This is a genomic window from Streptomyces sp. NPDC102274, assembly GCF_044766385.1.
GTDB lineage: Bacteria > Actinomycetota > Actinomycetes > Streptomycetales > Streptomycetaceae > Streptomyces.
The window spans coordinates 28,842-53,875 of sequence record NZ_JBIWLW010000003.1 but is presented as its reverse complement, the minus strand read 5'-3'; the positions used below and the strand labels follow the sequence as shown (position 1 = coordinate 53,875).

The following is a 25,034-nucleotide window of genomic DNA, read 5'->3' as shown; positions in this document are numbered from 1 at the left end:
CGCTAAACTCCGACATCAGTGTCAGAGTCAAGTAGTGGCGCAAGGGGAGCAGGGATGAGGCGGGCGGCATGCGCATGAAAGAGATGGTGCGGCGCACCAGAGTCCACGAGCGACTGCTGCGCTACTACGAGCAGCAAGGACTGCTGACGCCCGAGCGGCTGCCCAGCGGCTACCGCGTCTACGGCGAGTCGGACGTCGAGACGGTGCGCCGTATTCGCTGTCTGCTGGCGGCAGGTCTTCCGACCGCTCTGATCGCTCAGGTTCTGCCGTGCATCCGGACGGACGACGAGCGCCTCGTGCCCACCTGTCCGGACCTGCTCGCCCAGCTGCGCCGGGAGGGCGAGCGGATCACCCGCGCCATCGAGGACCTGCAGGCGTCGCGCACGATGCTCGACACCATTATCGCCGCCGCGCCCCCTGCGGGCGCCGGGACGCCGAGGTCGCCTCAGCCGGGCGTTGCCGAGGCAAGCTGACAGGCAGCCCAGATCGAGCCGCTTGCCATCGCGAGGCGGAAGGTGTCGTACGGGTTGATGTTCGACCAGAACATGACAAGGACTTCGCTGGCGGCACCGCCAAGACTGTCCTTGTCGGCCTCATGGTGCGCCGCCCGGCCCTACATCGCTCCCACCCGCGCCTGACACCACACCACCAGACACGCAGCGCCCGAAGCCAAATGAGCTGGCTTCGGGCGTCGCTTCGCCTGTACGGCCAGTGCTCACACAAGAAGGCTCGCGGTCACCGCGTCCGCCTCCCCGGCGAAATCGGTGATCTTCCCTGCCGCGATGTCGTCCATCCACACGCCCGTATCGCCGATCCCGTCCACCCATTCCAGCCGCTTGGCCAGGTTCTTGTGTGACCAAGTCGGGCCCTGGGCGGGCTTCTTGAGCCGATTGAACAGCGTCGTGCCGTCGCTCTGGCGCTCCTCCAGCAGCCGCAGCAGCCCCGCCCGCTCCGGCGCGCTCATCCGGTCGTGGATGCCCGCGCAGATCGAGGCGTTCACCTCTTTGCGCACGGTCGAGGCCATCGCGTCGAAGGTGGAGAACGCCGGCAGCTCCAGCCCGGCCTCCACCACTTTCTCCAGTGCGATGTTGATCAGGTCAGCCGGGCTGTTCTTCGCTGCGGCCTCCTTGCGGATCGACTCCTCGGCGATCCGGCGGGCCCTAGCCTGGTCGTACATCGCGCCCACCCGGCGGCGCACCTCCGTACGCTGCCGCTCGGCGGTCCGGCCCGTCGCCCACAAAGACGTGGTGCCCTCCGGCAGCTCCACCGCACGGCGGACGAAGTCGACCACTATTTCCGGGTACTCGTCCGGCTTCGGGAACCGCCCCATCCGCTGATACGACTTCAGCGCCAGCAGCAGCGAAAGCTGATGGCCATCGGCGTCCATCCGCTCAGCGGCCCACGCTGCCTCCTCCCACGTCGGCGAGAAGAACAGATGCAGCTCATGCGCGGTGATCAGCCGCTTGAACCGCGGGTACGCGGTCCGCTCGATCGAGGTCAAGATTCCCCACCCGGCTCAGACGACAGCCCAACGTCACACCAACGACACTGAGCCGAATGGGTGACGGCTCCGTCAATGCGGAACCCAAGATCAACTATTGGCGGCTTCTGGGCTCACCTCGGCGACACCCCTGCTGTGATCAGCGCGAGCGGCGACCGCGTGCGCGTGCGTCCGGCGAGCGCGTCCGCGTGCGTCCGTATGCGACACGCCCTACGGGTTGCCCGGCGCCGACCCGCCGTTGGGGTCGTTCGCGCCCGGCGGGGTACCGCTCGACTCACTGCTCCCCGGGCTGCTCGGGTCTCCCCCGCCGGGCTCCGTGCTCGGTGAGCTCTCCCCGGGCGACTCCGAGGGGGGCGGGCTCGATGCCGAGTCGGACGAGGTGGGCTCCGGGGGCGCCGACTGCGAGGGGGCCGTGGACGGGGTCTGTTCCGGGCTGCTCGGGGCCACCGGCGCCGACGGTGTCTCCCGCACGGGCACCGGGATGTCCAGGTCGAACGCCGCGTCGGAGCCGCCGTTCAGCGCGGCCAGGGTGTAATCGGCCCAGATCTTGGCGGGGAAGCCGCCGCCGTTGGCCCGGCCGGAGTTGGCGGTGCCGGTCAGGCTGACCTGCCCGCCGCCCTCCTTGGTGGACTCACCGAACAGCGCGACGACCGTGGTGAGCTGCGGGGTGTAGCCGGAGAACCACGCGGACCAGTTGTTCTCCGAGGTACCGGTCTTGCCCGCCGCGTCATAGGCGGAGGTGTCGGCCTCGAAACCCGAGCCGTTGTCGACGACGCCCTGGAGGACTCCGGTGACGGTGTCGGCCGTCTCCCGGCTGATCACCTGCTTCCCGACCGGGTCGGGGATCTCGACCGTACGGTCCTTGTGCTCGGCGGACTTCACGATCGTCGGCGTGATCTTCCTGCCGTGGTTGTCGAGCGTCGCGTACACACCCGCCATGTCCCAGGTGGAGGCGTTCATCGTGCCGAGGGTGATCGCGGGCCGTTCGGGGAAGCCCTTGTCCCGCATCCCCAGGTCCAGGGCGGTCTTCTTGACCTCGGGCGGGCCGACGTCCACGACCATCTGCGCGAAGACGGAGTTGATGGACTTGTTCATCGCGGTCTGGACGCTGACCCGGCCGTAGTCGCGGTCGTCCTCGTTCTCCGGGGCGTACGGGGTGTCGCTGCCCTCGACCGGCCGCTTGCTGGTGCCGTCGTACCTCGTGTTGACGCCGATCTTCCGGCCGTCCTGGGTCTCGGCGCCGTTCTCCAGCGCGGAGGCGAGCACCACCGGTTTGAAGGTCGAGGCGGGCTGGTAGTCGGTGCGGGTGGCGTTGGATATCCAGTGCTGGGTGGCGCCCGTACCGCCGTAGAGCGCGACCACCCGGCCGGTCTTCGGGTCGACGGAGGTGGCGCCTGCCTGCACCGTCGCGTCCGTCTTGTTGTCCTTGCGGTCGAGCTTGCTCTCCAGTTGCTTGTCGACCGACTGGACGAGCTCCTGCTGCCGCTTCCTGTCGATATTGAGGGTGATCGTCCAGCCGCCCTTGGCGATCTCCGCCTTGTCGACGCCCTGGCGGGCCAGTTCGTCGTTGGCGGCCTCGACGATATAGCCGGCCTGGCCCTCCATCCCCGGGGCGGCCTTCGGTGCGTGCGGCACCGGGAACTTCAGCCCCGAGCGGGTGGCGGAATCCAGCCAGTTCTGCTCGACCATGTTGTCGAGCACGTAGTTCCAGCGCTCGGTGACCAGCTTCTTGCCGGTGGCGGTGGCCGCCGCCCAGTCGTACTGGCTGGGGGCCTGGAGGAGCGCGGCGAGATACGCGCCCTGGGCGACGTTCAGCGAGGAGGCGTCGATCCCGTAGTACGCCTGGGCCGCGGCCTGGATGCCGTAGGCGCCGCGGCCGTAGTAGCTGGTGTTGATGTACCCGGCGAGGATCTCGTTCTTGTCCAGCTTCCGGTCCACCTTCAGGGAGATCACCAGCTCCTTGAGCTTGCGGGAGACCGTCTGGTCCTGATTCAGGTAGTAGTTCTTGACGTACTGCTGGGTGATGGTCGAGCCGCCCTGCTTGCCCTTGCCGGAGAGGGTGTTGATCAGGCCGCGGGTCGTGCCTTTGATGTCGACGCCGGAGTCCTGGTAGAAGGACTTGTTCTCGGCGGCGACGAAGGTGTGCTGAACGTCCTTGGGGATCTTCTCCAGGCCGACGATCTCGCGGTTGATCTCGCCGGTGCGGGTGAGGATCGTGCCGTCGCTGTACTTGTAGACGTTGCTCTGCATCTCGGCCTGCGCGTTGGCGCTCGGCACCGGGACCACCATGTAGAGAACGAAGAGCCCGCCCATGGCGAGCAGACAGAGCCCGAAGAACGTACCGAGCAGTTTTCTCAGCGTGAAGAAGCGGCGTATGCCGCTCGGTTCGGCGGCTCGGCGCACCCCGCGCCGGCTCGCCCGTCTGGCTTCCGCTCGGCCCATCGCCGTCTCGCTCCGCTCTCGTGTCCACTCCGTCAGGACTCGCCCGTGGTTCTCTCACCCACCGGAATCAGCTCAGAAAGCTAACACCGCTTGCTGTGACAAAGGGCGACCGATCAGGTCTTTTAGGACGTGACAATCAGCACCTACCCCACGTGAACGGACTCCTGAGAGCGCCCAAGGGTTGCGGCGAGGCATAATGTGTAATCACAATGCTAGCTACCGCCCATCGGCGGCAGCGGACCGGAAACGGGGATGGAACATGGCCTCCACCAGCACACCTACGACGACGACCACGGCTTCGACCACGGCGGACGACATACCCGAGATGCCCGCACCACGGGTCCGGGAAATTCCCGCCCACAGCATCGGCGGCGGGCGCGCCCTGCTGTTCGGACTGCTCGGCCTCATCGCCGGCGTCCTCCTGATCGTCCTGGGTGCCACGGTCGGCTCGGCCGGGCTGAAGGCGGCCCTGATCGTGATCGGCGCACTCGTCGGGATCGCCGCGTTCGTCGCGATGTGCGGACTGAACATGGTGGCGCCGGGCGAGGCCCGGGTCGTCCAGCTCTTCGGGCGCTATCGCGGCACGATCCGTACGGACGGACTGCGCTGGGTGAACCCGCTCACCTCCCGCACCAAGATCTCGACGCGGGTACGGAACCACGAGACGGCCGTCCTGAAGGTGAATGACGCCTACGGCAACCCGATCGAGCTGGCCGCGGTCGTGGTCTGGAAGGTCGAGGACACCGCGCAGGCGATGTTCGAGGTGGACGACTTCCCGGAGTTCGTCTCCACCCAGACCGAGGCGGCCGTACGGCACATCGCCATCGAGTACCCGTACGACGCCCACGAGGAGTCCGGTCTCTCGCTGCGCGGCAACGCCGAGGAGATCACCGAGAAGCTCGCCGTCGAACTGCACGCGCGGGTGGAGGCGGCCGGTGTCCACATCATCGAGTCCCGCTTCACGCATCTCGCCTACGCGCCCGAGATCGCCTCGGCGATGCTCCAGCGCCAGCAGGCGGGCGCCGTCGTCGCGGCACGCCGGCTGATCGTGGACGGCGCGGTCGGCATGGTCGAGGCGGCACTCACCCGCCTCACCGAGCAGGACATCGTGGAGCTGGACTCGGAGCGCAAGGCGGCGATGGTGAGCAATCTGCTGGTCGTGCTCTGCGGGGACCGGGCCGCCCAGCCGGTCGTGAACACGGGCACGCTCTACCAGTGACCGAACGCAAGCAGGTTCTCCTGCGACTGGACCCGGCGGTGTACGAGGCCCTCGCACGATGGGCGTCCGACGAACTGCGCAGCGCCAACGCGCAGATCGAGTTCCTGCTCCGCCGGGCCCTGGCCGAGGCGGGCCGGCTGCCCACCGGCGCGGCGCCGATCCCGCGCCGGGGCCGGCCGCCGAAGTCGGGCAGGGAGGGCCCGGCGGCGGATCCTTCCTCAGGTGCGGAATCAGCCACTGCGGTGACACCCGAGCCGGAGTGATCCAGACGAAAGACCCTGGCCTCGCAAGGCCGCCGGGCCGGCTCTATACATGTGATGTATAGGCACGGTGTAGCGTGCCTCGCATGTCAATCGGTCACACTCTTCTCGGACTCCTGGAGTCGGGACCGCGCCACGGATACGACCTCAAGCGGTCCTTCGACGATCAATTCGGCCGGGACCGCCCCCTCCACTACGGACAGGTCTACTCGACCATGTCCCGGCTGCTGAAGAACGGGCTCGTCGTGGTCGACGGCGTCGAGTCCGGCGGCGGCCCCGAGCGCAAGAGATACGCGATCACCGAGGCCGGTGTCACCGATGTCGGCCGGTGGCTCGCGCAGCCGGAGAGCCCGGAGCCGTACCTCCAGTCGACCCTCTACACCAAAGTCGTCATCGCGCTGCTCACCGGCCGCAGCGCCGCCGATCTGCTCGACGCCCAGCGCGCCGAGCATCTGCGGACGATGCGTGACCTGACCGCGCGCAAGCGCCAGGGCGACCTCGCCGACCAGCTGATCTGCGATCACGCGCTGTTCCATCTGGAGGCCGATCTGCGCTGGCTGGAGCTGACCGCGGCCCGGCTGGACCGGCTCGCCGCGGCGGTACGCCGATGACACCCGCCGGCTCCCTGCTCATCGCCGACGATCTGCGCAAGTCGTACGGACCGACCCCCGCGCTCGACGGCGTGACGTTCTCGATCCACCCGGGCGAAGTCGTCGCCGTCATGGGCCCGTCGGGCTCGGGCAAGTCCACGCTGCTGCACTGCCTCGCCGGGATCGTGCCCCCCGACTCGGGCACGATCACCTACCGGGGCCGTGTGCTGACCGATATGCCGGAGGCCGAGCGCAGCGCCCTGCGCCGCGGTGAATTCGGCTTCGTCTTCCAGTTCGGCCGGCTCGTACCCGAGCTGACCTGTCTGGAGAATGTGGCGCTGCCCCTGCGGCTCACCGGCGTCCGGCGCAGGGACGCCGAGCGTGCCGCGCGGGAGTGGCTGGAGCGGCTGGAGGTCGCCGACATCGGGTCCCAGCGCCCCGGCGAGGTCTCCGGCGGACAGGGCCAGCGCGTCGCGGTCGCCCGTTCCCTGGTCACCTCACCGCGCGTGATCTTCGCGGACGAGCCGACCGGCGCGCTCGACTCCTTCAACGGCGAGCGGGTGATGGAGCTGCTGACCGAGGCGGCCAGGGCCACCAGCGCCGCCGTCATCCTGGTCACCCACGAGGCGCGGGTCGCCGCCTACTCGGACCGTGAGGTGATCGTGCGGGACGGCAGGGCCCGCGAGGCGGAGTTCACCGTATGACGCTCCTCGACCGGAGCGGACCCGACCGGAGCGGACCGCCCGCGTACGCTCCCCCGGTCCCCGGGCGGGCGCCCGGCCGGCTCCGTACCTGGGCCCGCGATCTCGGGCTCGGGGTACGGTTCGCCGCCACGGGCGGACGCGAGGGCTGGATCCGTACACTGCTGACCTCCGCGGGGGTCGGGCTCGGTGTCACGCTGCTCTTCCTCGCCGCGTCCGTACCGCAGGTGATCGACGCGCGCGCCGCGCGGGAGGGCGCCCGTACCGTCACGGAGACGGGGGACGAGGCTCCGGCGCCGCGCTCGGACACGACGCTGGTGTGGATCAACGCCGGGACCGAGTACCGCGGCGCCACCGTCGGCGGCCAGTTGCTGCGCCCGGACGGCGCCCGCCCGCCGCTGCCGCCCGGTGTCGCGAAGATGCCGGGGCCCGGGGAAATGGTGGTCTCCCCCGCCCTGCGGAAGCTGCTGGACTCGCCCGACGGCACGCTCCTCAGGGAGCGGCTCGGCCACCACGTCGTCGGCACCGTCGCCGGCGCCGGTCTGCTCGACCCGGAGGAACTCCGCTTCTACGCGGGCAGCGACACGCTCACCAAGGCCAAGGGCGGCCATCGGACGGCCGGTTACGGCTCCGTCACGCGATCCCCGCCGATCAGCCCGTACTTGATCGTGCTGATCGTGCTGATCTCCGTGGTGCTGCTGATGCCGGTGGGCATCTTCATCGCCACCGCCGTCCGCTTCGGCGGCGAGCGCAGGGACCGCAGACTCGCCGCGCTGCGGCTGGTGGGCGCCGACATCGCGATGACCCGCCGCATCGCGGCCGGAGAGGCGCTGTTCGGCGCGGCGCTCGGTCTGTTCGCCGGATTCGGGCTCTTCCTGGCGCTGCGGCCGCTGGCGGGCGGGGTGCGGCTGTGGAATCTCAGCGCCTTCCCCGCCGATCTGGTCCCGGCGCCGGCGCTCGCCGCGCTGATCGTGGTGGCCGTACCGGTGGCGGCGGTCGGGGTGACGCTGGTCGCGCTGCGCTCGGTCACCATCGAGCCGCTGGGTGTCGTACGCGACGTCCGCCCCCGGCCCCGGCAGCTGTGGTGGCGGCTGCTGATGCCCGTCGCCGGTGTCACCGTCCTGAGCACGGTCGGAACGGTCGGCGAGGGGACCGCCGTCGATCCGTACCCCATCGCGGCCGGCGCGGTGCTGGTGCTGGCCGGTCTGACCACCCTGCTGCCCTGGCTCGTCGAGGCGGTGGTGGCGGGGCTGACCGGCGGACCGGTGCCATGGCAGCTCGCCGCCCGCCGGCTCCAGCTGAACAGCGGCCCGGCGTCCCGGGCGGTCATGGGAATCACCGCGGCCGTGGCGGGCGCCATCGCCGTTCAGATGATGTTCGCCGGGATGCACGAGGACTTCGTCAGGCCCCCCGGGCAGGACCCGACGCGGGCGAACATCACCTTCCAGGCGTCCTACGGCAGCGGGCGGCTGGCCCAGGAGATGACCGACGGCTTCCGTGCCTCCGAGGGCGTCACGGCGGTCGTCGCCGTGACCACGAGCTATGTGGTCAGGCCGGGGCCCGTGGCCCCGCACGAGATCCAGCCCACCACCACCCTGACCATCGGCACCTGCGCCACCCTGCGCGTCCTCGCCGAGCTGCCGTCCTGCGAGGACGGAGACGCCTTCGTGTCCCATGTCGCCGGGCAGGGGGAGCAGAACGACTGGGTCGACGAGACGGCCCGGCCGGGCAAGCCGGTCGACCTCGGCACCCGTACCGTGACCGGCGTTCGGACGCCCTCGCTGTGGACGCTGCCCGCGTCGGCCCGCACGGTCGAGGCCAGGACCGACCCGGTGGGCCGCGAGAACGACGGCATCCTCGCCACCCCGGGCGCCCTCGACCCGAGTCGCATGCCCCACGCGCAGACCAGCGCGACGATCCGGACCGACGAACGGGTCGCGGATGCCGAGGAGTACGTACGCAACACCGCCGCCGCCCTCGATCCGACGCTCCGGGTGATCACGTTCAAGGCCGTCGAACGCGACAAGCAGTACGCGAGCGTGCAGACCGGTCTGCTCGTCGGCGGCACCGCCACCATGGCCCTGATCGCCGCGAGCATGCTGGTCTCCCAGATCGAGCAACTCCGCGAGCGCAGACGCCTGCTGTCGGTCCTGGTGGCCTTCGGCACCCGCCGCTCGACCCTCGCCTGGTCGGTGCTCTGGCAGACCGCGATCCCGGTCGCGCTCGGCACGCTGCTGGCCATCGCGGGCGGGCTGACCCTCGGCTCCGTCCTGCTGAACATGGTCGCCAAACCGGTCGCCGACCGATGGGTCTTCGCATCCTTCGCGGGCGCGGGCATCGCGGTGATCATGCTGGTGACGGTGGCCAGCCTGCCGTTCCTGTGGCGGATGACGCGGCCGGACGGCCTGCGGTCGGAGTGACCGTACGGCAGGAGTCAGCTCTGTGGCGGCACGCGCGGGGGTTCCGGTGACGGGGCGCCGCTCAGGCGTACCGGGAGCGTTCGCAGGGACTCCCGCAGCGCGTCCGCGAAGGTCTCGAACTCGCCGCCCCGAGCCGCTCCCGTGCGCATCGCCAGCGCGATCCTGCGCGCCGGGGCGGGGTTCGCGAAGTATCCCGTGGCGAGCCGATCGTTGCGGCCGGTCTCGACCTGTACGGCCGTACGCGGCAGCAGCGTGACCCCGAGGCCGCCCGCGACGAGTTGTACCAGCGTCGACAGGCCGGCCGCCGTGGTCGTCACGGGCACGCCGTCGGCGCGGCCCGCCTCCCGGCAGATGTCCAGCGCCTGGTCGCGCAGGCAGTGGCCCTCGTCCAGGAGCAGCAGCGGCAGTTCGCGCAGCGCCTCGCGCGGCAGGTCGCGGCAGCCGCCGAGGGGGTGGTCGTCGGGGGTGACCAGGACGAAGTCCTCGTCGAACAGCGGAAGTTCGGTGACCGAGGGCTGGCCGAGCGGTACGGCGAGCAGCAGCAGATCCAGCCGGCCCGCCGCCAGACCGTCCAACAGGGACGAGGTCTGCTCCTCGTGCACCTGGAGGTCGAGCTCCGGATAGCGCTCCTGGACCAGCCGGAGCACGGCCGGCAGCAGATACGGGGCGACGGTCGGGATCACGCCGAGCCTGAGGACTCCGGTGAAGGGCGCCCGTACCGCCTCGGCCTCGTCCACCAGCGCGCCCACCGCGTCCAGTACGGCCATCGCCCGGGACGCCAGCCGCTCACCGGCCGGGGAGAGCAGCACCCTGCGGGTCGTACGCTCCACGAGCTGTGCGCCGAGCACCTCCTCCAGCGCCGAGAGGGCGCCGGAGAGCGCGGGCTGGCTCATCCCGATCGCGGCGGCCGCGTCCCGGAAGTGCAGATGCTCGGCCACGGCCGCGAAGGCGCGCAGCTGGGACAGGCTGGGCTGTTTGCCCCGTGGGCCGGACTGCCTGACGTGCCGTGTGACGGACACCGACTCCACTGAACCGACCTCACTGATAGGTACCTCCGATCACGGCGACCGAGTCTAGCTATTTCTATGATCAATACCGACTGTGCCACTATCAGTGAGCCGCCCACCCGCCCGGAAGACCCCAAAAGGGACTTCCCGCCTTCACAAGGAGAGCCTGTGCTCACCGTTGGTGACAAGTTCCCCTCGTTCGAATTGACCGCCTGTGTCTCGCTGGAGAAGGGCAAGGAGTTCGAGGAGATCAACCACAAGACCTACGAGGGCAAGTGGAAGGTCATCTTCGCCTGGCCCAAGGACTTCACCTTCGTGTGCCCGACCGAGATCGCGGCCTTCGGCCGGCTGAACGACGAGTTCGCCGACCGTGACGCCCAGATCCTCGGCTTCTCCGGCGACTCCGAGTTCGTGCACCACGCCTGGCGCAAGGACCACCCGGACCTGCGCGACCTGCCCTTCCCGATGCTCGCCGACTCCCGGCACGAGCTGATGCGCGACCTCGGCATCGAGGGCGCGGACGGCTTCGCGCAGCGCGCCGTCTTCATCGTCGACCCGAACAACGAGATCCAGTTCACGATGGTGACCGCCGGCTCCGTGGGGCGTAACCCCAAGGAGGTCCTGCGGGTGCTCGACGCCCTCCAGACCGACGAGCTGTGCCCGTGCAACTGGAACAAGGGCGAGAACACCCTCGACCCCGTCAAGCTCCTGTCGGGCGAGTGATCCCCGATGGCCCTCGATGAACTGAAGTCGGCCCTGCCCGACTACGCCAAGGACCTGCGGCTGAACCTCGGTTCGGTCATCGGCAACAGCGCGCTGCCCGCGCAGCAGCTCTGGGGCACCGTGCTCGCCTGCGCGATCGCCTCGCGCTCGGCGCGGGTGCTGCGCGAACTGGAGCCGGAGGCCAGGGCGAACCTGAGCGCCGAGGCGTACACCGCCGCCAAGTCGGCCGCCGCGATCATGGCGATGAACAACGTCTTCTACCGGACCCGGCATCTGCTGTCGGACCCCGAGTACGGGACGCTGCGGGCCGGTCTGCGGATGAACGTCATCGGCAACCCGGGTGTGGCGAAGATCGACTTCGAGCTGTGGTCGCTCGCCGTCTCCGCCGTCAACGGCTGCGGCCAGTGCCTCGACTCGCACGAGCAGGTGCTCCGCACGGCCGGTGTGGACCGCGAGACGATCCAGGAAGCCTTCAAGATCGCCGCGGTGATCCAGGCCGTCGGTACGACGCTCGACGCCGAGGCCGTGCTCGCCGAAGCGGTAATCGCCGAGTAGCGCCCGACCGTACTGCCCGGCCCCCGCCCTCTCCCCAGGCCCTGACCGGCTGTGGAGCGCGGGGGCCGGTTCCGTCGGCCCCTCCCGCGGTCACTCCTTGACCGCGGCCATCAGCGCCTTCATGTCCTCGACCATGGCGGGTTCGAGAACGGCGGGATCGGCCGGTTTCGCTTCCGGCACCACCACTTGTCCCTCACCGTGCGGACCCGTGACGACGGACTCGCTCACGACCTCGATCGAGAACACGGCAGCTCCGTCCAGGACCTTCAGCTCCCGGCTGGATTCGCTGGAATCCGTCATCAGATAGGCGCGCTCGCCCAGTTCCGGGATCCGCTTGGTCTTGCGCTCGATGACCCGGGAGAGTTCGAGCGGGGTCAGCGTCGCCTCGAACTCCGGTTCCGGATCGGTCTCCCTGTGCAGGGTGTAGTGGACGGTGACGGACGCGTACGACATCGGCAGGGCGTCGTCCCTCTCCTCGCCCGGCCGTCCCGGCATCATCGTGACATCGCAGAAGGAGCGGTCGATGGTGAGCTGTTCCTCGACCGCGGGCCGCGGGGACCGCTTGCCGCCGAGGAGCGCGGAGAGCTCGGGCAGATCGGCGTCCCGGCAGAGGTCATCGCTGATCCGGTAGCCGCGCAGATCCGGCCCCGTCCGGTCGTACGCGTACAGTCCGCCCGCCCAGACGGCGGAGGCGGCCACCGCGCCACCGAGGGCCCAGAGCCACCGTATGCGGCGCGGCGGCAGCGTGGGTACGTCGTCGCCGACGACCGTCCCGGGCCCGCCGGGCTCACGGGGAGCCTGTGGGGACGGCGAGGACCGCGGGCCGCTCTGCCCGCCGTCCTCGCCGTCCTCGCCGTCCCCGCCCTCCAGTTCCGGCTCGGAGATCACTCCCGGCCGTCCCCGGCCTCGGCGGTGGCGGGCCCTGCGGCCGGCCCCACCGCCGCGGCATCCGGAGCCTTCTCGGGGGACGAGGACGGGGACGACGAGTCGGCGGGGTCCTGCGCCGGTGAGGCCGGCAGGGTCCGTTCCGCGCTGTACGCCCGGAGATAGCCGACGACCGTATTGGTCACCGCCACCAGCGGCACCGCCACCACGGCACCGCCGATGCCCGCGACCAGGCTGCCGATCGCGACGGAGAGCACGACGGCGAGCGGATGCACCCGTACCGCACGGCCCAGGATGAAGGGCTGGAGCACATGCCCCTCGATCTGCTGGACCCCGAGGACGACGCACAGCACCATCAGCGCCGTGAACACGTCCTGCGTGACCAGCGCCACGACCACGGCCAGCGCGCCCGACACCAGCGCGCCCACCAGCGGGATGAAGGCGCCGAGGAAGATGAAGACCGCCAGCGGCACGGCCAGCGGGACATTGAGGAAGTAGAGCCCGAGACCGATGAAGAGCGCGTCGATCAGCGCCACCAGTACCGTGCCGCGCACATACGCGGTCAGGGTGCGCCAGGCGCGCGGCCCGGCTCCGGCGACGCCCTCACGGGCCTGGGCCGGGACGAGCTTGAGCGTCCAGTGCCAGATCTTCCTGCCGTCGTACAGCAGGAAGAGTGTCGAGAACATCGCGAGGACGATCCCGGTCAGCAGCTCGACGATCACGGTCAGGCCCTGGAGCCCGGCGGACGTGATCTTCTCGGTGTTGGAACCGACCGCGTCGCTCAGGGTCTTGGCGATGTCATTGATCTGGCCCTCGGTCACATGGAACGGGCTGTCGAGCAGCCAGCGCTTCAGCTCGTTGATGCCGTCCGTGACGCGGTTGGAGAGATCGTCGATGTTCTCCATGACCTGCCACACCACGAACCAGCCGACCAGCCCCATGAGGACGAACCCGGCGACCGCGGTGAAGGCCGTGGCCAGTCCGCGCGGTATTCCGTGCCGCTTGAGCCAGGCGACCGTGGGCTGGAGGAGCGCCGTGATCAGCAGACCGGCTGCGAAGGCCATGACGACCAGCTGTACGGCGCCGATGACGCGCATCAGCACCCAGAGCAGCCCGGCGAGGACGAGCAGCCGCCAGGCCGCCTCACCCGCGACCCGCATCCCCCAGGGGATGGCGGAGACAGGGTCCGGCTTGGCCGCGACGGAGGGGGCGTACGCCGGGGGCGGGGGGACGGCCTCGGGCGCGGCCCGGGGGACCGGCCGGTCGTCCTCCTCGGCCTCGGCCCGGCGCTGGTCCAGGCGCTCTCCTATACGGGTCAGTTCGGCACCGACCTGACCGAGCCATGCGGGCACTTTCGACATGAAGCTTCCTCTTCCCCCCTGTGCTGTCCCCAACTCACTCCCCCCGGAGCACGTTCGAATCGACCGTACACGCGCGAAGCCCCCCGCCGTAGGACGGCGGGGGGCTTCGTGAGGTTGAGCGCCGGCGGGACCGGATTCAGCCGGTACCTGGGTCTAGTACCAGTTGTTGGCCTGCCAGAACGACCAGGCGCCGCAAGGGCTGTCGTACCGGTCGTTCATGTAGTTCAGGCCCCACTTGATCTGCGTGGCCGGATTGGTCTGCCAGTCGGCGCCGGCCGAGGCCATCTTCGAGCCGGGAAGCGCCTGCACGAGACCGTAGGCACCGGAAGACGCGTTCTGCGCCCGGTAGTTCCAGGTGGACTCGTGGTTCACGATGTTGCTGAAGCACTGGAACTGGTCCGCGGGGATCATCTGCCGCGCGATCGCCTTGACCTCGGCGACGGTGTACGAGGCCTGCTGATTGAAGGACGAGGCGGAGCGAATCTCGTCGCGGCTCGCGCGCTCCTTCGCATCCTTCGCCAGGCGCTCACGCTCGGCCGCGTCGTCGGCGGCCTCCTTCTTCGCCTTGGCGTCCTTGGCAGCCTGGATACGGGCCGCCGCCTCCGCTGACCTCTTGGCGGTCGCGTCGGCGGCGGCGGCCTGCACATCGGCCTGCTGCGTCAGCGACACGGTCTGCACCTGGGCCTGCTGGCCCGCGGGGATGTCAGCGAGGAGCGTCATGTCGGCTGCGGTCGCCTCGAAATTGTCGTCCGAGACCTGGGGGTCGCCCGAGGCGACACCCACGACAGCGCCGACGGTGGTGACCGCAGTGGCAGATGCCACAGCGAATCCCCGGACCGAGATCCGGCTCACACGGTGTCCTTCCAGCATCATCCGCATACGTGACCTCGCGGACGCAATCGTGCCCCTGGCACTGGTCTCCGTACTGCGGAGTCACGGGAGACACGGGCCCGGTGGACAACCCCCTTGCGGGGACTGCCGCATGGTGCGCGGGCGGCATACGGCGGCAGTTGTTGAGTTGTGTGGTGCCGCATCTCTGGAGATGCGCGTGTGCCGCATGCGGGGCCTGACGGAAGCAAGACTCTGCCGGAAGGTAACGGCGGGAGGCAATTCTTCGTTGCGTGGGAAAGCTCACACTCCGCTTTCCCCAGGGGAATCCGGGAAATAGCGGCGCAGCACAGCGCCGCCCGGATAAGCTGCTGCGCTTTCGCCGGGCGGCGCCAAGTGTGGTGATACGGGGTTAGATCTGACCGTCCTCCAGCATTTCGGTCACGAGCGCGGCGATCGGTGAACGCTCGGAGCGGGTGAGCGTGACATGCGCGAAGAGCGGATGTCCCTTCAACTTCTCCACGACAGCGACAATTCCGTCGTAACGCCCCACCCGGAGATTGTCGCGCTGGGCGACGTCATGCGTGAGCACGACCCGGGAGTTCGACCCGATACGGGACAGAACGGTCAGCAGTACGTTCCGTTCCAGGGACTGGGCCTCGTCGACGATGACGAACGCGTCGTGCAGGGACCGGCCGCGGATATGCGTGAGCGGCAGCACTTCGAGCATGCCGCGCCCCAGTACCTCCTCGATGACCTCACGGCCGGCGACCGCGGAGAGCGTGTCGAAGACGGCCTGCGCCCACGGGCTCATCTTCTCGGCCTCGGTGCCGGGCAGATAGCCCAGCTCCTGCCCGCCGACCGCGTACAACGGCCGGAAGACCATCACCTTCTGATGCTGCCTGCGCTCCAGGACCGCCTCCAGCCCCGCGCAGAGGGCCAGCGCCGACTTGCCGGTGCCCGCCCGGCCGCCCATCGACACAATGCCGATGTCCTGGTCGAGGAGGAGGTCGAGGGCGATGCGCTGCTCGGCGCTGCGGCCATGGATCCCGAAGGCCTCTCGGTCGCCGCGGACGAGCCGGACATGGCCCTCCGCGGTGATCCGGCCGAGCGCCTTGCCGCGCTCGGACTGGAGCACCAGACCCGTGTGCACGGGCAGCTCGCTCACCTCGGGCACATAGAGGGAGTCCTCGGTGAACAGAAGATCCACCTGATCCGCGGCGAGGGACAGCTCGCTCATCCCCGTCCAGCCGGAGGAGCTGGAGGATTCGGTGATGGCGAGCTCGGCGCGGTACTCCTCGGCGAGAAGCCCGACCGACGACGCCTTGATACGCAGCGGCAGATCCTTGGAGACGACCGTGACGTCGTACCCCTCGGCCTGCAGATTGCGGGCCACAGCCAGAATCCGCGAGTCGTTGTCCCCCAAGCGGAAGCCGGCGGGCAGGATGCCGGGATCAGAGTGGTTGAGCTCGACGCGCAGTGTGCCTCCCAGGTCGCCCAGGGGGATGGGGGCGTCGAGACGGCCGTACCGGATGCGGAAGTCGTCGAGCAGGCGCAGCGCCTGCCGGGCGAAGTAGCCGAGCTCCGGATGGTGCCTCTTGGCCTCCAACTCCGTGATCACCACGATCGGGAGCACCACTTCGTGCTCGTCGAAGCGGGACATGGCGTTCGGATCGGCCAGCAGGACGCTGGTGTCGAGAACGTAGGTGCGCCTGTCGGGCATGCGGCGCTTTGTGCTGGTCACCACGGAAGGACGTACCCCCTCGAATGAGGTCGGGGTGCGACGGCGTCGCGGGCGGGTGGGCCGGGTCCTGACCCCATGCGCGGGCCGGACTCCGGCCCTCCACGTCGCCCGTACGACTCGGCGCACGGTCGTCCTGGTGCAAAGGGCCTCCCGGGTGGACAGCCCCATGCCGTCCACTGAGATGCGACGCCCACTGACTTGTTTCGGACGTCGACCTGGGGGAGGTATTCCCTCGAACACGCGCCGCCATGCCAGGGCGTAGGGCGGACGGTGGATGAACCGTGGGTGAAGCACGCGGGCCGGCCCGGCGGAATCGGCCGGGCACCGGGCGGCGCCGAGTCGCCGTCTCGCGGCGTCCTTACGGGAGAAGGACGAGGTCAGGTCCCGTAACGCCGGTGACGCGCGGCGTAGTCGCGCAGCGCTCGCAGAAAGTCGACTTTACGGAAGGCCGGCCAGAAGACTTCGCAGAAGTAGTACTCCGAATGGGCGCTCTGCCAGAGCATGAAGCCGGAGAGACGCTGCTCGCCGCTGGTGCGGATGACCAGGTCCGGGTCGGGCTGGCCGCGCGTGTAGAGGTGGGAGGAGATCAGATCGACGTCGACGATCTCGGCCAGTTCCTCGAAGGTGGTGCCCTTGCTCGCGTGGTCCATCAGCAGGGAGCTGACCGCGTCCGCGATCTCCTGCCGGCCGCCGTACCCCACGGCGACATTGACGAGTATTCCCTCATGGCCGAGGGTGGCCTGTTCCGCCTCCTTGAGAACGGTCTGCGTATGGGCGGGCAGCAGATCGAGCGTGCCGACGTGGTGCACCCGCCAGCGGCCGTCGGCCGCCAGATCGCGGACCGCGTTCTCGACGATGCCGACGAGGGGGGTCAGCTCGTTCTCGGGACGGTCGAGATTGTCCGTGGAGAGCATCCAGAGAGTGACCACCTCCACGTTGGTCTCGGAGCACCAGCCCAGCAGCTCCTGGATCTTGTTGGCGCCGGCCTTGTGTCCTTGCTCGGCCGTGCCGCCGGCCGCGCGCGCCCAGCGGCGGTTGCCGTCGAGGATGACACCGATGTGCTTGGGCACCTGGGTGTGGTCGAGTCGGCCCTCCACCCGGCGCGCGTAGAGCCGATACACCAGGTCGCGCAGGTTCACTGAGTCCACCCTCTCGATTCCATGGGGACCGGCGCGTCCACTGACGGGATCCTGGGGCCGGCCCGGGGACCCCGAAGCCGTCACATTACTGCGCGGGCCCCACGGTGACCCAACCCGGTCTGTCACAAGTACGTGATAGGGAGAGAAGCGTGACTGATTTTCCCTCATACCTCGCAGCCGACGACCGGTACGACTCCATGGAGTACCGGCGCAGCGGACGCAGTGGCCTGAAACTGCCCGCGATCTCGCTCGGCCTCTGGCACAACTTCGGCGATGACCGCACCCTCGATTCACAGCGCGCGATCCTGCGCCGCGCCTTCGATCTCGGCATCACGCACTTCGACCTGGCGAACAACTACGGTCCGCCGGCGGGATCCGCCGAGCTGAATTTCGGCAAGATCTTCGCGCAGGACTTCTCGGCCTACCGGGATGAACTCATCATTTCGACCAAGGCCGGTTATTTGATGCATCCCGGGCCTTACGGTGAATGGGGTTCCCGTAAGTACCTGCTGTCGTCACTGGACGCGTCCCTGAAGCGGATGGGGCTCGACCACGTCGACATCTTCTACTCCCACCGATTCGACCCGAACACCCCGCTGGAAGAGACGATGGGGGCGCTGGCCTCCGCCGTGCGGCAGGGCAAGGCGCTGTACGTCGGTGTGTCGTCGTACACCGCCGAGCAGACCGCCGAGGCGGCGGGGCTGCTGAAGGAGATGGGCGTGCCCGCGCTCATCCACCAGCCCTCGTACTCGATGATCAATCGCTGGACCGAGGACGACGGGCTGCTGGACACCCTGGAGGCGGCCGGGATGGGCTGTATCTCCTTCGTGCCGCTCGCCCAGGGGCTGCTGACGAACAAGTACCTGAAGGGCATCCCGGAGGGGTCGCGGGCCACCCAGGGCAAGTCCCTGGACCCGGATCTGCTGTCGGACGAGGTCGTGCGGCGGCTGACCGGGCTGAACGAGGTCGCGCGGCGGCGCGGTCAGTCGCTGGCGCAGCTGGCGCTGACGTGGGTGCTGCGTGACCCCCGCATGACGTCCGCGCTGATCGGGGCGTCGAGTACGAAGCAGTTGGACGAGAACGTCGCGGCGCTGGCCGGGCCGCAGCTCTCCGCCGAGGAGCTGACGGAGATCGACAGCTTCGCGGTGGACACGGCCGGCACGAACATCTGGGCCGGGCGGGGCTGACACACAGAAAACGGGCCGGTCCGTGGGGGGGATACGGACCGGCCCGAGGGGGGGTTTCCACCATAACCCTTCATAACTGATGGTGGGCGTCGCGACGGGCCGTGCCGACGCTCCGAAAACCGCGGCCTGCCGCGCGAGGCCGGTAGTACCAGGCCTTTCCGGGGTTCCGGCGTCCGGAGTGGCGAGTAGTTGCCACCCCGCGCCGTGACCCTCGGGAGCGATCTCCGCACAGGTGCCGGCTTGACGCCGACGTCTCCGTGGCCGATGTCCACCCCTCCATGGCCGACGTCCTCAGTGGCCGACATCGGCGCCTCCGTGGCCGTGTACGGGCTTGACCGCCTCAATGAGGAAGCGCGTCGTGGTCGCGCCGAAGGGCCCCTCGGTCTCGATACGGCGATGCAGCGCCGCCAGCCGGTCGCGGTACCGCTCGACGGTGAAGCCGGGCACCATCCAGATCACCTTGCGCAGGAAGTAGACGACGGCCCCGATGTCGCGGAACTCCGTACGGAGGGAGGCCGTGCGCAGATCGACCACCTCCAGGCCCACCGCCGCTGCCGCCTCCCCGGCCCGCTCGGGGTCGCGGGCGGACCGTGTCCCGGGCGGCTGCGGCCCGAGGAAGTACTCGACGAGTTCGAAGACGCTGGCCGGGCCGACCTCCTGGGAGAAGTAACGGCCGCCGGGGCGCAGGACCCGCGCGATCTCCTCCCACCAGGTCCGTACGGGGTGGCGGCTGACCACCAGATCGAAGGCGTCGTCCGCGAACGGCAGCGGCGGCTCGTCCGGGTCGGCGACGACCGCGACTCCGAGCGGGTGCAGCAGGGCAGTGGCACGGGCCACATGGGGCGGCCAGGACTCGGTGGCCACGGTGAGCGGCGGGAGCTTCGGTACGGACGCGAGGACCTCGCCCCCGCCGGTCTGGATGTCCAGGGCGGCGGTGGCACGGGACATCCTGTCCGCCATCGACCGGGCGTAGCCCCAGGAGGGGCGCTCCTCGGTGGCCCGGCCGTCCAGCCAGGAGAAGTCCCAGCCGTCGACGGAGACGGCCTCGGCCTCGGCGATCAGCTCTTCGAAGGTGCGGGAGTGAGCGTGGGGCATGGGGTGATCGTGACAGCGGCGCCCCTGGCCCGCGAACGCTTTTCGGGTCGTACGGCCGGTGTACGGCGGTCGGTCGTACGGCGGTCCGTCACGCGGCGGCGAGAGCGCCGAGGACGATACCGGCCAGCGCACCGACGATCATGAAGGGCCCGAAGGGGAACGCGGACTTGCGCCCGGCCCGGCGCAGCAGAATGAGCCCGAACCCGTAGAGCGAGCCCAGCAGGAACCCGGCGAAGGCCCCGACGAACAGGACCGTCCAGCCGTACCAGCCGAGCAGGACGCCGAGGGAGAGGGCGAGCTTGACGTCGCCGAAGCCCATGCCGTTCGGGTTGATCAGGAACAGCACGAAGTAGCAGGCACCGAGGGCGAGCCCGCCGAGCAGCGCGGCCGGCCACGAGCCGCCGGGTCCTGTGCCGTCGCCGCCGCCGTCGGGCAGGAGCGCGGCCAGGCCCAGCAGTACGACGGCCGCCGCCGCGAGCGGCAGGGTCAGCGGGTCCGGCAGCCGGTGCACGTTGCGGTCGACGAGGGCCAGCAGTACGGCGAAGGGCGTGAGCAGCAGCCATACGGCGAGTTCGGGGCGAGGGCCGGTGGCGGCGGCGAGGGCCGCGCAGGCGAGGGCGGTGAGAAGAGGTACGAGGAGGGTGGGCGCGTAGCGGGCGGCGCGGGCGCCGGACGCGCCGGACGCCGCGCCGGCGGAACCGACCACGGATCCGCCCGCCGAGCCGGTCTCGGAACGACTCGCCGTACCGACGGGGTCGGTGACGGCGCTGACCGGACCGGCGGCGGTGCGACCGGTCCGGCCGGTCCGGCCGGTGCCGACGTCAGGGCTTTTGACGTCGGCACCGGAGCTTTCCGCCGTGTCGGACGGCTCGGCCGTCCGACAGTTCGTACACCGCGCGACGCCGAGCCACCCGCCGGCGGGCCCCGTGATCGGGTGCCCGGCCGGGCAGCTGTCCCGCCACCCGTCCTCCGGCTCGACGGAGAGCCGGTAGGCGGCACGCGGCAGGAGCAGTCCGGTGGCCGTACCCCAGAGCGCGGCGACGACGATCAGCGTGGCGTACACAACACCGACCCTAGGGCTCCGCGCCGGTCCCGGTCATGGGCCCAGGGGCCTACTCTCCAGGTCCCGCGGACCCATCCCCGGCCCTCGGGGGCGCGCGGCCGGACTCCGGGCGCTACGGTCTACGGCCATGGGCACTTGGCGTAACGGCACAGGGCAGTTGACGGTCGCGGGGCAGGACGTTCCGGTGGAGCTGGAGATCGCCGCGTCGTACGGGACACGGCGGCGCGGGCTGCTCGGGCGCGACGGGATGGCGGGCGCGCTGCTGATCACCCCGTGCAACAGCGTGCACACGTTCAGGATGCGCTTCACCATCGATGTGGCGTATCTGGACAAGGAGTTGAAGGTCATCGACGTCCACACGCTGAAGCCGGGCCGGCTCCCCCTGCCGCGCTGGCGGGCCCGCCATGTGCTGGAGGCGGAGGGCGGGGCGATGGAGCGATGGGGGCTGCGGCCCGGGGTGCGGCTGACTGTGAGCGTGGAAGCGGAGCGCTCCGCCTGAGTCGCGGAGCGCGCCACGTGAGCATGCGCGCTAGGTGAGCTTGGTGGCCTGGGCGGCGAGCAGGGCCGGCGGCATCGGCGGGGTCGCGCCGTTCTCGAAGTTCGCGGTGTAGAAGGTGGCCACGGTGCCGCCCACCCGTACGAGATGGAAGACCAGCGGGACCGGATCGCCCTCGAAGTCCCCCGTCAGCTGATAGGCGAGCGCGTCGTCCCCCGCCTTGACCGGGCTCAACGGCTTGACACCCGTGTACTTCGAGGGGCCGTCACCCCCGGAGGCCGTGAAGCCGTCCGCACACGCCGTGACGGCGGCGCGCACCCGGTTGAGCAGGGTGCTCGCGTCCCGTACGCCGTGGGTGGTGAGGAATTCGGAGACGGCCGGGCGGTCGTCGTCGGGGCCGACGAGCTGCCGGTACACAACCGCCTTTCCGAGCGGTTCCGGTGTGCCGTTGAGTACGGCGGTGAGGGGCAGGCACTCGCTCCTGTCGGCGGTCTCGCCCCCGGGCGGCGGGGCGTCCATCGGACCTGACGTGAAGCCGGACACATCGCCGTCGGCGAGGACCGCCCGGTCCAACTCGCCCTGGGTGAGGACCTTTCCGCCGCTTGCTCCGATGCCGGTGAGATCCGGGCGGGAGGTCGCCGCGAGCGAGGGTGTGGCCGACGAGGGGGCAGGGGGCGGGGTGGACGGAGCCTCGCTGCCGGCTTCCTTCGCGTCGCCGCGCTCCCCTCCTCCACAGGCACCCATCAGCCCGAGCGCGAGCGCGGCTGTCACGGCGGCCAGGGCCACACGCCGTACCGTCCCCGGCGTGTCCTGCCCCTCGCCGCCTGCGGTGCGTGTGCTCATCCGGACACTCCCCACTCGCTCGTGCCGTTCGGCGCGTTCATGTCGGCCGGCTCGCCGAGCGGTGTCACCTCGGCACCGGGGAAGGCGGCCACCGCCGTCTCCACCGCGTCCACGGTGTATACCGGTCGCTCCTCGACCGCGGCGGCGTCCGAGGCGACCTCCGAGACCACCAGCCGCGCCCGGGTCACCACCGTGTCGGGCGATCCGCCGGCCGGGGCCGCGAGCCAGTACGTCTCCGGGTCGACGCGGTCGTCCGGATAGAGCACCGCGGCCCCCGTACGGGCGGCGAAGGTCACGGCCAGCTCCGCCTCGGTCTCGGGCGCGCCGTACGCGACGGTCGCGGGCTGCACCTGTACGTCCAGGCTCATCACCACATCGCCCCGCACCCCGTGGTGCGTACAGAGGACGAACGCCTCCCAGTCGCGTGCGTCCTGGCCGTCCTCCTCGGCGCACACGTCCACCTGGCCGGGTCGCACCCCTGTCGCGTCGGCCAGTGCGGCGATGAGCTCGGACGGTTCAAGCCGTTGGCTGATCAAGAAATTGCAGAGCATGTGCACGTTCCCCCGTCGACGACTCCGGCGGCTCGCGCGTGGGCGTCCGGGTTCTGTGTCCTGGACGTACGCGACTCCAGCGAGGCGGACGCTATGCGTTCCGGGCGACGGGGTCATGGGCCCTGGGACCCCGTACACGTGTGGGTCCGGACCCAAACCCGGCTCCCCGTCTGCTCCCGATCCGTGCGCATCCGCGCTTATCTGCCCGGCACCAGCGTGGTCTCGACTCCGCAGGCACCGTCCCCGTACAGCTCCACCCAACGCTTCTCCTGCGCCTCGTTGCCGAGCCGGATGCCGAACGTCCAGGTGGGGTCGAGGAAGAGCGTGTGGCCGCCCTCGAAGTCCAGGGCGAGGCATCTGCACTCCGCCCCGCCGCCCGGATAGACCCGGATCCGTGTACAGCGCCACTCACTCCTGCCGTCCCCGAAGAGCTGTTCGCCGTACGAGGCCACGATCACCTCGTCCTCGGCGTCGGCCAGTACCCCGATGTCCGCCCAGCCGACGGCCGGCACCAGGCCGGAGGCCAGCCGGTCGTACTGGCCGACGGACTCGAAACGCAGCAGTCCGTCGTCCAGCCGCAGCCATACGGCCATCGGCTGCGGCCGGAACTCCGGTACGTCGCCGTCCCGGTCGATCCAGCCGGGGACGAGCACATCGCGCACATGGTGGGCGCGGAGCGCCTCTTCGACCGGCCGCCACTGGCTGCTCATCCCGGCTCCCCCTTCTTCTTCGCCTGCTGCTCCGCTTACCTCTTCGGGCTGCTTCTTCTTCGGCTACTTCTTCTTCGGGACCTTCTGGGTGATCTCGATCGAGGTGTCGAGTCCTTCGCCGCTCTTGAGCGCCGTCCAGAACTCGCCGTTCTCCCGCAGGACGACCGTCACGCCCTTGCCACGATAGATCAGCCCCTCCGGCTCGCCCTTCTTCAACGTACCCTTCCCGACCAGCTCGAATGTGCCGTCCTTGATGGCTTTTCCGATGTCCTCACGGAACCGGGGACCGTCCTCCTTCAGCTTCTTGTACTTCGTGCCGAGGGCATCCTCGATGAGCTTCTTGTGCCGCAGGAAGTGGTCCTTGAACTTCTTGGCGTCGCCCTCGCCCACGTTCGGCTTCCTGGCCGCCTCGGCGTCCTCCGGGGACATGTCGCAGTCGTTGTTGTGGACGAGCGCGGCGGCGGAGCCGATCCCTACGTAGTAGGTGTGGATGCCCGCGACGGTCAGGTCGTAGGTGGTCTGCCGCTGGGTGTAGCGGGAAACGGCGGTGACCGTACGCGTCGAGCCCGTCGGTGTGCGCAGCGCGTCACCCGGGGAGAGCTCGCCGGCCTCCGCCCAGCGGCGCTCACCGCTCAGCCAGAACGGGTGCGTGTCGGTGGCCGTGAGGCGGGCCGGGACACCGCCGTCCATGACCGTGAGCCGGGTGAAGTGCTTGTCGTCGTACGTGATGATGGTCCGCCGGACCGCGCGGGGCTCCGTGACGCCCGTGACCGGGTCGGTGGCCAGGACGCGCGTGCCCACCTGGATACGGTCGATGGCCCGTCGCGTGCCGTCGGCGAGCAGTACCGGCGTACCGGGCAGGAAGCTGTGCCGGACGGGACACGTGGTGGGTTTCTTGTCCGGTGTCTCTTTGTCGCCTTCTCTGGGTCTGCCCTTGTTCTCGGCGTCGAGTTTCCGCTTCGCGTCGGCGAGTTTGTCCTCGGCCTCACTGACACGTTTGCGGTTCTTGATCAGGCCCTTGATGCCGTCGTAGAGATCGCCGCCGTGCTTCTTGAGCTTTCTGACCAGCTCGACGGCCTTCTTCCACTTCCATGGCGCTCCGTACTTGGCGGCGAGCTTGCCCACGGCCCCGCCGACGAGGCTGAGCAGTACGTTGACGAGCGTCTCCGTACAGGCGCCCATGTCGCCCTTGGTGACGCAGTCCAGGGCGTCGGTGATCCCCAGTTCGTCGGCCAGGATCTTCGCCAGCTCCTTCGCGGCCTCCTTGGCCTTGTCGGAGTCGGACTTCTCGGCGGCCTGGGCGTCCTGGAGTTCCTTGAGGGCGGCCTCGTAGTCGATCTGGGTCCGGGGCTTCTCGCCGTCGGTGCCGCCGGTGTCGGAGACGGGATCGCCCTGGTCTCCCTGATCCCCCTGGCCGTCCTGGTCGTCCGCGGCTTCGGTGTTGTCTCCCCCTCCGCCGCCACCGCAGTTGTCGCCGCCGGTGATCCGGCACACCTGCGTGCTGAGCCCCTCGGCGATCGTCGGCCCCACACCGGTCACCACGAGCGTGCCGATGATCGCGGCGACGACCGCCACAAGACCGACGTACTCGATGGCCCCCTGTCCCCGCTGCCCCCGCTGCGCCCGGCGCAGCCCGAGCAACCTGACGTCGGTACGCGGCATGAACCTCCGCGCGCGACGGCGTACACGACGAAACTGACGCACTACCCCCGAT

At 69.9% G+C, this 25,034-nt stretch carries 24 protein-coding genes; 10 read left to right on the top strand and 14 right to left on the bottom strand.

Features of this window, described 5'->3' with window-relative positions; genetic code table 11:
* Positions 1 to 68 precede the first annotated feature (68 nt).
* Complete coding sequence (locus ACIRQP_RS04785) at positions 69 to 473, top strand: MerR family transcriptional regulator (RefSeq protein ID WP_403883463.1); 405 nt, start codon at positions 69 to 71, stop codon at positions 471 to 473.
* A 242-nt stretch (positions 474 to 715) separates the two neighbouring features.
* Here ACIRQP_RS04785 and ACIRQP_RS04780 read toward each other — a convergent pair whose 3' ends face one another.
* Entirely contained in the window at positions 716 to 1,501 is a 786-nt protein-coding gene (locus ACIRQP_RS04780; protein ID WP_403883461.1) for a DUF4158 domain-containing protein, read from the bottom strand.
* A 210-nt stretch (positions 1,502 to 1,711) separates the two neighbouring features.
* Positions 1,712 to 3,943, bottom strand: coding sequence for a transglycosylase domain-containing protein (locus tag ACIRQP_RS04775; RefSeq protein WP_403883458.1), 2,232 nt, complete (start codon positions 3,941 to 3,943; stop codon positions 1,712 to 1,714).
* A 259-nt stretch (positions 3,944 to 4,202) separates the two neighbouring features.
* On the opposite strand from ACIRQP_RS04775, the gene ACIRQP_RS04770 reads away from it, so the two are divergent.
* From ACIRQP_RS04770 to ACIRQP_RS04750, 5 genes are all read left to right on the top strand, one after another.
* Positions 4,203 to 5,162, top strand: coding sequence for an SPFH domain-containing protein (locus ACIRQP_RS04770; protein WP_403883455.1), 960 nt, complete (start codon positions 4,203 to 4,205; stop codon positions 5,160 to 5,162).
* Positions 5,108 to 5,425 carry a hypothetical protein gene (locus tag ACIRQP_RS04765; protein WP_403884361.1) on the top strand — a complete coding sequence of 106 codons (318 nt, stop codon included), beginning with the start codon at positions 5,108 to 5,110 and terminating at the stop codon, positions 5,423 to 5,425. Before ACIRQP_RS04770 ends, ACIRQP_RS04765 begins: the two co-directional genes overlap by 55 nt.
* 83 nt (positions 5,426 to 5,508) lie before the next feature.
* On the top strand, positions 5,509 to 6,033 hold the full coding sequence (locus ACIRQP_RS04760) for a PadR family transcriptional regulator (RefSeq protein WP_403883453.1): 525 nt from the start codon (positions 5,509 to 5,511) through the stop codon (positions 6,031 to 6,033).
* Positions 6,030 to 6,716, top strand: a complete 687-nt coding sequence (locus ACIRQP_RS04755) for an ABC transporter ATP-binding protein (protein WP_403883450.1) — start codon at positions 6,030 to 6,032, stop codon at positions 6,714 to 6,716. Before ACIRQP_RS04760 ends, ACIRQP_RS04755 begins: the two co-directional genes overlap by 4 nt.
* On the top strand, positions 6,713 to 9,133 hold the full coding sequence (locus ACIRQP_RS04750) for an FtsX-like permease family protein (RefSeq protein WP_403883447.1): 2,421 nt from the start codon (positions 6,713 to 6,715) through the stop codon (positions 9,131 to 9,133). The genes ACIRQP_RS04755 and ACIRQP_RS04750 overlap by 4 nt, the downstream gene beginning before the upstream one ends.
* 14 nt (positions 9,134 to 9,147) lie before the next feature.
* Here ACIRQP_RS04750 and ACIRQP_RS04745 read toward each other — a convergent pair whose 3' ends face one another.
* Entirely contained in the window at positions 9,148 to 10,152 is a 1,005-nt protein-coding gene (locus ACIRQP_RS04745; RefSeq protein ID WP_403883444.1) for a LysR substrate-binding domain-containing protein, read from the bottom strand.
* A gap of 156 nt (positions 10,153 to 10,308) precedes the next feature.
* On the opposite strand from ACIRQP_RS04745, the gene ACIRQP_RS04740 reads away from it, so the two are divergent.
* Positions 10,309 to 10,863: a peroxiredoxin gene (locus ACIRQP_RS04740; RefSeq protein WP_403883441.1), complete on the top strand. Its 555-nt coding sequence runs from the start codon at positions 10,309 to 10,311 to the stop codon at positions 10,861 to 10,863.
* A gap of 6 nt (positions 10,864 to 10,869) precedes the next feature.
* Positions 10,870 to 11,418: an alkyl hydroperoxide reductase gene (locus ACIRQP_RS04735; protein WP_403883438.1), complete on the top strand. Its 549-nt coding sequence runs from the start codon at positions 10,870 to 10,872 to the stop codon at positions 11,416 to 11,418.
* A 90-nt stretch (positions 11,419 to 11,508) separates the two neighbouring features.
* On the opposite strand, the gene ACIRQP_RS04730 is transcribed toward ACIRQP_RS04735, so the two are convergent.
* The 5 genes from ACIRQP_RS04730 to ACIRQP_RS04710 all read right to left on the bottom strand — a co-directional run bounded on the left by ACIRQP_RS04730 (position 11,509) and on the right by ACIRQP_RS04710 (position 17,375).
* A complete protein-coding gene (locus ACIRQP_RS04730) occupies positions 11,509 to 12,306 on the bottom strand; it encodes a hypothetical protein (protein ID WP_403883434.1) in 798 nt (265 codons plus the stop codon).
* Positions 12,303 to 13,664: an AI-2E family transporter gene (locus tag ACIRQP_RS04725; RefSeq protein ID WP_403883431.1), complete on the bottom strand. Its 1,362-nt coding sequence runs from the start codon at positions 13,662 to 13,664 to the stop codon at positions 12,303 to 12,305. The genes ACIRQP_RS04730 and ACIRQP_RS04725 overlap by 4 nt, the downstream gene beginning before the upstream one ends.
* A gap of 153 nt (positions 13,665 to 13,817) precedes the next feature.
* Positions 13,818 to 14,516 carry a transglycosylase SLT domain-containing protein gene (locus ACIRQP_RS04720; protein WP_403883428.1) on the bottom strand — a complete coding sequence of 233 codons (699 nt, stop codon included), beginning with the start codon at positions 14,514 to 14,516 and terminating at the stop codon, positions 13,818 to 13,820.
* A 388-nt stretch (positions 14,517 to 14,904) separates the two neighbouring features.
* A complete protein-coding gene (locus ACIRQP_RS04715; RefSeq protein ID WP_403883426.1) occupies positions 14,905 to 16,239 on the bottom strand; it encodes a PhoH family protein in 1,335 nt (444 codons plus the stop codon).
* A 374-nt stretch (positions 16,240 to 16,613) separates the two neighbouring features.
* Positions 16,614 to 17,375, bottom strand: a complete 762-nt coding sequence (locus ACIRQP_RS04710; RefSeq protein ID WP_403884358.1) for an isoprenyl transferase — start codon at positions 17,373 to 17,375, stop codon at positions 16,614 to 16,616.
* A 149-nt stretch (positions 17,376 to 17,524) separates the two neighbouring features.
* On the opposite strand from ACIRQP_RS04710, the gene mgrA reads away from it, so the two are divergent.
* Positions 17,525 to 18,562, top strand: coding sequence for an L-glyceraldehyde 3-phosphate reductase (gene mgrA / locus ACIRQP_RS04705; RefSeq protein ID WP_403883423.1), 1,038 nt, complete (start codon positions 17,525 to 17,527; stop codon positions 18,560 to 18,562).
* Between the two features lie 291 nt (positions 18,563 to 18,853).
* Here mgrA and ACIRQP_RS04700 read toward each other — a convergent pair whose 3' ends face one another.
* Together ACIRQP_RS04700 and ACIRQP_RS04695 are read right to left on the bottom strand one after the other, a co-directional pair.
* Entirely contained in the window at positions 18,854 to 19,657 is an 804-nt protein-coding gene (locus ACIRQP_RS04700; RefSeq protein ID WP_403883420.1) for a class I SAM-dependent methyltransferase, read from the bottom strand.
* A gap of 88 nt (positions 19,658 to 19,745) precedes the next feature.
* Positions 19,746 to 20,720: a prepilin peptidase gene (locus tag ACIRQP_RS04695; RefSeq protein WP_403883417.1), complete on the bottom strand. Its 975-nt coding sequence runs from the start codon at positions 20,718 to 20,720 to the stop codon at positions 19,746 to 19,748.
* A gap of 127 nt (positions 20,721 to 20,847) precedes the next feature.
* On the opposite strand from ACIRQP_RS04695, the gene ACIRQP_RS04690 reads away from it, so the two are divergent.
* Positions 20,848 to 21,219 carry a DUF192 domain-containing protein gene (locus tag ACIRQP_RS04690; protein WP_403883414.1) on the top strand — a complete coding sequence of 124 codons (372 nt, stop codon included), beginning with the start codon at positions 20,848 to 20,850 and terminating at the stop codon, positions 21,217 to 21,219.
* A 30-nt stretch (positions 21,220 to 21,249) separates the two neighbouring features.
* Here the strand turns inward: ACIRQP_RS04690 and ACIRQP_RS04685 are convergent, their stop codons facing one another.
* The 4 genes from ACIRQP_RS04685 to ACIRQP_RS04670 all read right to left on the bottom strand — a co-directional run bounded on the left by ACIRQP_RS04685 (position 21,250) and on the right by ACIRQP_RS04670 (position 24,982).
* Positions 21,250 to 22,059 (bottom strand): hypothetical protein, encoded by an 810-nt coding sequence (locus tag ACIRQP_RS04685; protein ID WP_403883411.1) that lies wholly within the window; start codon positions 22,057 to 22,059, stop codon positions 21,250 to 21,252.
* Positions 22,056 to 22,610, bottom strand: a complete 555-nt coding sequence (locus ACIRQP_RS04680) for a hypothetical protein (protein ID WP_403883408.1) — start codon at positions 22,608 to 22,610, stop codon at positions 22,056 to 22,058. Before ACIRQP_RS04680 ends, ACIRQP_RS04685 begins: the two co-directional genes overlap by 4 nt.
* Positions 22,611 to 22,807: 197 nt before the next feature.
* Positions 22,808 to 23,320 carry a hypothetical protein gene (locus ACIRQP_RS04675; protein ID WP_403883405.1) on the bottom strand — a complete coding sequence of 171 codons (513 nt, stop codon included), beginning with the start codon at positions 23,318 to 23,320 and terminating at the stop codon, positions 22,808 to 22,810.
* 63 nt (positions 23,321 to 23,383) lie between these two features.
* Positions 23,384 to 24,982 carry a polymorphic toxin-type HINT domain-containing protein gene (locus ACIRQP_RS04670; RefSeq protein ID WP_403883402.1) on the bottom strand — a complete coding sequence of 533 codons (1,599 nt, stop codon included), beginning with the start codon at positions 24,980 to 24,982 and terminating at the stop codon, positions 23,384 to 23,386.
* Between the last annotated feature and the right edge of the window lie 52 nt (positions 24,983 to 25,034).